Here is a 7,279-nt window from a genome sequence, read left to right on the forward strand (position 1 = left end):
CGGGAGGTACGACGAGAAGGGCACCCGTGCGCTCACGGGTGCCCTTGGTGGTACGGCCGGAAGGCCGCCGGTCGGTTCAGGCAGCCCGGTCGGACTGCGGGGCCGCCAGGGCCCACTCCAACACGAGGCGCTGGTACTCCGCGCGCTGCTCGGTGGTCAGTGTCCCGCCCGACCGGCGCCACAGGGCCCTGATCTCCTCGTTGACCTCCGCGGCCGATCGCTCGGAGGCGGCTGCAACAGTGGTGGACATGTTGTGAAGCATATGCCGGTCGACGTGAAGGCGCTGTGAGTAACTACCCCCGATACGGACATATCGGACCGTGTTACTCATCACGTCAATGAGCCGGACGGGCACGTCAGTTGGGGTTCCGGGCCACCGGGGCGCGACGGTCCGGCCGATGGCGGCGCCGTGATCGGGATCACAGCACCGCCGTGCTCTCCATGACTCAGGTGCCCGGCTTGCGGCCGTACACGTAGACGTCGTCGCCGTTCTTCAGCAGCGACCAGTACTTCTTGGCGGTGGTGGTGGTCATGTTGACGCAGCCGTGGGAGCCGGGCGGGTTCCACATGCTCAGGCCCACCGAGTGGAAGGCCTGGCCGCCGTCGAAGAACTGGCTGTAGGGCATCGCCACGTTGTAGATGGTGGAGACGTGGTCGATGTCCCGCCAGTAGATCTTCTTCAGGCCGGTGCGGGTCTCGTAGCCGTCACGGCCGGTGCGCACCGGCACCGGCCCGTAGACCAGCCTGCTGCCGTCCTGGATCCAGCTGAGCTGGAGCGTGAGGTTCACACAGGCGATCCGGCCCTTGTTCACCGGGCACTTGCCGTCCTTGTTCGGGTTGCTCCCGACGGCCTTCTGCTTGTTCATGAGATCCATCACGCCCCAGGTGACGGGACCGGCGTAGCCGATGTTGGGCGTGATGCCGTGCTTGTTCTGGAAGGCCTGGATGGCCTTGCAGTCGGTGGTGGACTGTTTGCCGTCGACCGGCCGGCCGAGGAACTTCTCCACCTGCTTCTGGTACGGGCCCGCCTGTGTGGTGCAGCTCGCGGCCTGGGCCGGCGCCGCGGTGAAGGCGAGTGTGAGCGGCGCCACCAGTCCGGTGACGCCCAGTGCGACGACACCGCGTCTGCGTATGTCCCCCATGTCGGCCTCTTCCCCTTGTCCCCTCGCGCCCGGGGATCTCCCCGGGTGGTTCTCTTCGCGATTCCCGCGGTTCCGGACTACTAGACCTGCCCGGGCACCGGAGGGTTGTGGTTCCGGCCAGGCTGTGACGAAACGGTGAACTTGGCGGCTTCGGGGAGTCGGGGATCCGGGGGCCGTGTAACCGGTCGGGGCGGCGCGGGCCCCGGGCTCACCGGTATCCGGTGGTGTCGGCCGGCCGTCCCGGGTCCTGCACCTCGGCCAGGTACCGCCAGGCGTCGGGGCGGCTGCCGTCCAGGTCGGTGAAGCCGTACACCCGGGCGAGCCCGCCGCTGGACAGGGACTGCCCGTTGAAGCGGGACACCCCGGGGTCGGCGGCCAGGGCGGCCACGGCGCGGCCGGTGTAGCGCGGCGTCTCGGAGATGGCGAAGTGCGGTTCGCGGTCGAGGGCGTCGCGCCAGTTGTCCTCGCGCACGCCGAAGGCCTCCAGCATGATCTCCGAGCGCATCCAGCCGGGGGTGAGCGCCACCGCGCTCGCGCCGCGCGGGCCCAGTTCGTGCCCCAGGGCGAAGGCCATGCGCAGCACGGAGGTCTTGGCGAGGTCGTAGAAGAGGTTCACGCGGTAGGTGTCGCGGTTGTAGTCGGCGGTGCCGTCGGTGACCTCGACCACCAGGCCGCCGGGGTGGCGAAGCAGCAGCGGGAGCGCGAAGTGGCTGGTGATCGCGTGCGTCTCGACGGCGAGGCGGAGCAGCCGGAGCCCGTTGTCCAGGTCGTGCTCCCACACCGGCGTGTCCCACTCGAAGAGCTTCTCGCCGCCCCAGATGTCGTTCACCAGCAGGTCCAGGCGGCCCTGCTCGCCGGCGACGCGGTCCACCAGGGCCCGTACCGCGGCCGGGTCGAGGTGGTCGACGGGCACGGCGACACCGTGGCCGCCGGCCTCGGTGACGAGGTCGGCGGTGTCCTCGATGGTCTCGGGGCGGTCGTACTCGGAGCGGCGGGCGCGGGTGCTGCGTCCGGTGACGTAGACGGTCGCGCCGGCCGCCCCGAGTTCCCGGGCGATGCCGCGTCCAGCGCCCCGGGTCGCCCCTGCCACCAGTGCGACCCTGCCCCGCAGCGGACCTGACATGTCCGGCCTCCTTGTACGTGCACGACTGCTGTCGTCGTTCACTCTCACGGGGAAGCCGGACATCTCCTGTCACCTTTTACCGCCCTTCGGCGGTGCCGGGGGTCAGTGCCCGCGCTTGATCCACTCCTCGAGGTGGGGTGCCTCGGCCCCGATGGTCGTGGACTCGCCGTGCCCGGTGAGGACCTTGGTCTCCGGCGGGAGGGTGAGGAGCCGGTCCCGGATGGAGTCGATGATCGTCGGGAAGTGGGAGTACGAGCGCCCGGTGGCGCCGGGGCCGCCCTGGAAGAGGGTGTCGCCGGTGAACACGGCCCCGAGTCCGGGGTCGTACAGGCAGACGGCACCGGGCGCGTGGCCGGGGGTGTGCAGGACGGTCAGATCGGTGCCGGCGGTCTCGATGACCTGGCCGTCGACGAGATGCCGGTCGGGCTCGCGGTCCGGGTGGGTGAGCCGCCACAGCGGCATGTCGTCGGCGTGCAGCCAGATGGTGGCGCCGGTCAGTTCGGCGAGCGCCGGAGCGGCGTCGATGTGGTCGTTGTGGGCGTGGGTGCACACGATGGCGGTCAGGCGCCGGTCGTCGACGGCGCGGGCGATCGCCTCGGCGTCGTGGGCGGCGTCGATGACGATCACCTCCCGCTCGTCGCCGACGATCCACACGTTGTTCTCGACGTCCCAGGTGCCGCCGTCGAGGCTGAAATGGCCCGAGGTCACCAGGCGTTCGATGCGCACGGTCATCAGAGGACCACCACCGAGCGCAGCACGTCGCCGTGGTGCATCCGCTCGAACGCCTGCTCAACCTGGTCGAGTTGGATGGTCTCTGTGACGAACGCGTCCAGCGGCAGCCGGCCCTGCAGATGCAGGTCGACCAGCATGGGGAAGTCCCGGGAGGGCAGGCAGTCGCCGTACCAGGAGGACTTCAGGGAGCCGCCGCGGCCGAAGACGTCCAGCAGGGGCAGTTCGAGCTTCATCTCCGGGGTGGGCACGCCGACGAGGACGACGGTGCCGGCCAGGTCGCGGGCGTAGAAGGCCTGCTGGTAGGTCTCGGGGCGGCCGACCGCCTCGATGACGACGTCGGCGCCGAAGCCCCCGGTCAGCTCGCGGATCGCCTCGACCGGGTCGTTCTCCTTGGAGTTGACGGTGTGGGTGGCGCCCAGCGTGCGGGCCTTCTCCAGCTTGCGGTCGTCGATGTCGACGGCGATGACCCTCACCGCCCCGGCGAGGTACGCCCCGGCGATCGCCGCGTCCCCGACGCCGCCGCAGCCGATGACGGCGACGGAGTCGCCGCGGCCCACGTTGCCGGTGTTGATCGCGGCGCCGATACCGGCCATGACACCGCAGCCGAGCAGTCCGGCCACGGCGGGCGAGACGGCCGGGTCCACCTTGGTGCACTGTCCGGCCGCGACCAGCGTCTTCTCGGCGAACGCGCCGATGCCCAGCGCCGGGGAGAGCTCCTGCCCGGTGCCGGCCAGGGTCATCTTCTGCCTGGCGTTGTGGGTGTTGAAGCAGTACCAGGGCCGGCCGCGCAGACAGGCCCGGCAGTTCCCGCACACGGCGCGCCAGTTGAGGACCACGAAGTCACCGGGGGCCACGTCCGTGACGCCCTCGCCGACCGACTCCACGACACCGGCCGCCTCATGGCCGAGCAGGAAGGGGAAGTCGTCCGAAATGCCACCCTGTTTGTAGTGCAGATCGGTGTGGCAGACGCCGCAGGCCTGGACGCGTACGACGGCTTCGCCGGGCCCGGGGTCCGGGACCACGATCGTCTCGATCCGTACGGGCTCGTCCTTCCCCGGTGCGATCACGCCGCGTACTTCCTGCGCCATGGTCCGGCCCCTTCCTCGTAGTGCGTTCGGTGCGACCCTACGCGCGAACCACGGGTGGCGGCACGGACCACGACCGGGAAAGTGGATCTTTCGGCCCGGCGGTGCGCCGGGCCGGTCCGGAAGCCGCCCCCGAGCGGGACGCCCCCGGACCGCGGGGGTTGGCCTAGAGGCCGGGGAGCAGACCGGTCGCGGGTGCGACCAGATCCGTGAGTTGGCCCAGCTGACCCAGCCCGTCGGGTGCGCCGATCTGGTTCAGCCCGCCCAGTTGCTCGGAGACCTTCGGGATCTGGCCCTGCTCGTCGGCGGGGAGCCCGGCTGTGGCGAGCGAGTCCAGCGTGGTCATCGGGCTGATCCTCCCGGTGTCCGGTGCGCCGGTGCCGGCCGCACTGGCCATGGGTGCGGCGAGGCCCGCGAACCCGGCGGCGAGACCGACGGCGGCGACGATGCGTCGTGTTGAGATCATGCCCTCAGCAACGGCGCCGGGCCCCGGCCGGACACGGGCGCCGGGCGGTGCTCACTCGTCAGGCGGACGGGGCCGTCTGCGCTTGCCGAGCCCGCCGGGGCGGAGGAGCCTCGGAGATGGGGCTCGCGCCGCCCTTCTTCCCGCCGGGCCGCGGGCGCCTGAAGGAGGTCACACCATGGGCACCGCGACAGGCTCCAGCTTCGACACCGAGACACTGCGCCGGGGCGTGGAGGGGACCACGGGGAACACCCTGCTGTCCCTCTACGCGGACGACGCGCAGATCCGCATCATCGACCGCAACACCCAGCCGAGCCATCCGAAGGTCCTGCGCGGCCGGGGCGAGATCGCCGCGATGCTCGACGACGTCTACAGCCGCGACATGACGCACAAGCTGGACCGGTGCGTCGTCCAGGGCGACCACGCCGCCTACTGCGAGTCCTGCGAGTACGGAGACGGCACCCGGGTCCTCGCCGAGTCGATGATCACCCTGCGTGACGGAAAGATCGCCGAGCAGATTCTGATCCAGGCATGGGACGAGTAGGGAGGAGGACCGCGAGGGTCCAGGTCAGCACGCGGCTGACCTGGACCTTCTCGGCCCGGGCGGCACGGGGACGGGCCCGCCCTCGACGGTCGGCGCCGGTGTCCGCCGCGGGTGTGCACCTGTCCGCCGCCGTTGTCCGGTCGGTGCTGCGGGCCGTACGCCCGCGTATGCGCCCCGCGCTGCCGCGCCCGTCCCGGGCCCGGCGGATCCGGATCCGGCCCCGGTGAGCCCGTCCCGGTGAGCCGGCCCCGGTGCCGGACGGTGTGGGCCCGATGACGATCGCCACGCTGCTGGAGCGGAGCGTGACCGCCGCCGCCCTGCAGGCCGGGGTGTGATCAGCGCATCCAGGCGCTGTAGCCCATGACGGCCCCGGCCTTCACGCCGTACTCGGGGGCGTCCTCGGTGAAGGTGTCCTCCATGCCGAGGACGGCTCCGGTGCGCGGTTCCAGGATCAGCATGTGCCGGACGCCTCGGGCGTCGTACACGTACGCGTGTCCGGGGCGGCCCAGGCGGTCGGTCACCTCGCCTGCCGGCCTGAGGCCCCCGGTCCCCGCGAACAGCCGGACGACGGCCGCCGACTCACGGGCGCCGAGGGTCCAGTGGTCGAGCAGTTCCGCGACCGCGTCGAGCAGTTCGGCGGTGCTCAGCGCGGCCGTGCCGCGGTCGGCCTGGGGGCGGGCGATCTCGGTGAGGTAGACGCGCAGGCGCGCCGCGGTGTGCGGCGGGGGCGCCTCGGGCGGGGCGTCGCTCCACATCGGCGGGTACGTGGTCCGGCTGATCACATGGCCGTCCGCCACCAGGTGCGGCTCGCCGCCCTCGTCGGTGAGGACGGGGCGGCCGGGCCGGCGCGGGTCGGTCGCCACGACCAGTTCGGTGTGGCTCGCGTCCGCCCGCCAGCGCACCACCCGCTCCTCGGGGAGGGTGACGGGGGGCTTGCCGTCGCTCATGCCGAGACTCCACGACTGCACGTGCGTGCCCTTGCGCGGGCCCGGGGAGTCTGCCGCCGCGGCAGCGTCGGCGAGGGCGACCATGTCCCGCAGTGGTACGGGTGCGGAGGCGGCGTGAACCGGCAGCGGTCGCGGCGCGGCCACGGCCCGCGAGGTGCCCGGATCACCGAGCACGGCGTTGACGGCGATCACCAGGACGACGGCGGTGGCGGCGAGCCCCCAGACCAGCCGGGCGCGCCCGGTACGGCCGGCGAACGCCGGGAGCGGCCGGACACGGCGCCGTGGGCGGGGTTCGTTCAGCAGCCGCTGGAGCCGGTGCTCCGCGCGCCCGTCCAGCGGCCCGTCCGCGAAGTGGGGGGCGTCGTCCGGCACCGGGTTGGCGCGGCGCAGGAGTTCGAGTTCGTCAGCCATGTCGGTCGTCCTCGCAGGGGGTCGCGTCGGCGGGGGCGGTCGCGGCCGCGACCGGGGGTCGCAGCCGGTCGATCTCGGCCCTCAGCCGGTTCCTGGCCCGGTGCAGCCGCATGGCCGCGGCCCGGCTGCCGCAGCCGAGGGCGACCGCGATCTCGTCGGCGCCGAGTTCCTCCCAGGCCGCGAGGCGCAGCACCTCCCGGTCCGCCGGGGACAGGCGGTCCAGGGCCTCGTGCACCCAGGCGCCGGGGGCTTCCGCGTCGGGGCCGGCCGCGATGTGCCGGGCGTGCGCGGCCTCGTCGTTGCCGAGCCGGTCCACCAGCCGGCGCCGGCGCCCCTGGCCGCGTACCGCGTTCGCCAGGCAGTTGCGGGCCACGCCGTACAGCCAGGGCAGCGGCGTCGCGGGCAGGTCGGCCCGGCGGCGCCAGGCGACCGTGAACACCTCCGCCACCACTTCCTCCACCTCGTCGGCCCGCCCCCGCAGCCGCCTCGCGACATAGCGGCTGACCGCCCAGTAGTGCTCGCGATAGGCAGCGGCGAAGATCTCGTCGTTGCTCATGTTCGGTTCGTGTCCGGCACCGACCGGATCGTCACACCCTTCTTCCGTGATCCTTCTCGCGCCGTCCGAGTGTGACCGACGGGCCGGGCGCCGACACAGGCGGGACGTGAAGAGGATCAGAGACATCAGGGCCGTGCGGTGGCTGACGACCACCGACCACAAGACGATCGGGACGCTGTACCTGGTCACCTCGTTCGCGTTCTTCCTGATCGGCGGCGTGATGGCGCTGCTGATGCGCGCCGAGCTGGCCCGTCCGGGCCTGCAGATCATGTCGAA

The 7,279-nt window shown here is 72.2% G+C and carries 9 protein-coding genes and 2 pseudogenes; 3 read left to right on the forward strand and 8 right to left on the reverse strand.

The features are described 5' to 3' along the window. Positions 1-76: 76 nt before the first annotated feature. The 6 genes from ACFVVO_RS37975 to ACFVVO_RS38000 form a co-directional block, all read right to left on the reverse strand. Entirely contained in the window at positions 77-262 is a 186-nt protein-coding gene (locus ACFVVO_RS37975; RefSeq protein WP_358938695.1) for a hypothetical protein, read from the reverse strand. A 184-nt stretch (positions 263-446) separates the two neighbouring features. Beyond that, positions 447-1,142: a L,D-transpeptidase family protein gene (locus tag ACFVVO_RS37980; RefSeq protein ID WP_390061351.1), complete on the reverse strand. Its 696-nt coding sequence runs from the start codon at positions 1,140-1,142 to the stop codon at positions 447-449. A 208-nt stretch (positions 1,143-1,350) separates the two neighbouring features. Further along, positions 1,351-2,265 carry an SDR family oxidoreductase gene (locus ACFVVO_RS37985; RefSeq protein WP_390061353.1) on the reverse strand — a complete coding sequence of 305 codons (915 nt, stop codon included), beginning with the start codon at positions 2,263-2,265 and terminating at the stop codon, positions 1,351-1,353. 102 nt (positions 2,266-2,367) lie between these two features. After that, complete coding sequence (locus tag ACFVVO_RS37990; RefSeq protein WP_390061355.1) at positions 2,368-2,997, reverse strand: MBL fold metallo-hydrolase; 630 nt, start codon at positions 2,995-2,997, stop codon at positions 2,368-2,370. Beyond that, positions 2,997-4,085 carry an S-(hydroxymethyl)mycothiol dehydrogenase gene (locus ACFVVO_RS37995; RefSeq protein ID WP_390061357.1) on the reverse strand — a complete coding sequence of 363 codons (1,089 nt, stop codon included), beginning with the start codon at positions 4,083-4,085 and terminating at the stop codon, positions 2,997-2,999. Before ACFVVO_RS37995 ends, ACFVVO_RS37990 begins: the two co-directional genes overlap by 1 nt. Before the next feature lie 163 nt (positions 4,086-4,248). After that, positions 4,249-4,548 carry a hypothetical protein gene (locus tag ACFVVO_RS38000; protein WP_390061359.1) on the reverse strand — a complete coding sequence of 100 codons (300 nt, stop codon included), beginning with the start codon at positions 4,546-4,548 and terminating at the stop codon, positions 4,249-4,251. Between the two features lie 175 nt (positions 4,549-4,723). Between ACFVVO_RS38000 and ACFVVO_RS38005 the strand changes: the two genes are divergently transcribed. Together ACFVVO_RS38005 and ACFVVO_RS38010 are read left to right on the forward strand one after the other, a co-directional pair. Next, positions 4,724-5,089, forward strand: coding sequence for a nuclear transport factor 2 family protein (locus ACFVVO_RS38005; RefSeq protein WP_390061361.1), 366 nt, complete (start codon positions 4,724-4,726; stop codon positions 5,087-5,089). Positions 5,090-5,337: 248 nt separating this feature from the next. Then, a pseudogene (locus ACFVVO_RS38010) lies at positions 5,338-5,424 on the forward strand (bifunctional 5,10-methylene-tetrahydrofolate dehydrogenase/5,10-methylene-tetrahydrofolate cyclohydrolase); the annotation flags it as partial. Here ACFVVO_RS38010 and ACFVVO_RS38015 read toward each other — a convergent pair. Together ACFVVO_RS38015 and ACFVVO_RS38020 are read right to left on the reverse strand one after the other, a co-directional pair. After that, on the reverse strand, positions 5,425-6,447 hold the full coding sequence (locus tag ACFVVO_RS38015) for a CU044_5270 family protein (protein WP_390061362.1): 1,023 nt from the start codon (positions 6,445-6,447) through the stop codon (positions 5,425-5,427). After that, positions 6,440-7,003: an RNA polymerase sigma factor gene (locus ACFVVO_RS38020; RefSeq protein WP_390061364.1), complete on the reverse strand. Its 564-nt coding sequence runs from the start codon at positions 7,001-7,003 to the stop codon at positions 6,440-6,442. Before ACFVVO_RS38020 ends, ACFVVO_RS38015 begins: the two co-directional genes overlap by 8 nt. Before the next feature lie 106 nt (positions 7,004-7,109). Here ACFVVO_RS38020 and ACFVVO_RS38025 point away from each other — a divergent pair. Further along, positions 7,110-7,279, forward strand: a pseudogene (locus ACFVVO_RS38025) (cytochrome ubiquinol oxidase subunit I); the annotation flags it as partial.

The organism is Streptomyces sp. NPDC058145 (assembly GCF_042884245.1).
Taxonomy (GTDB): Bacteria; Actinomycetota; Actinomycetes; order Streptomycetales; family Streptomycetaceae; genus Streptomyces.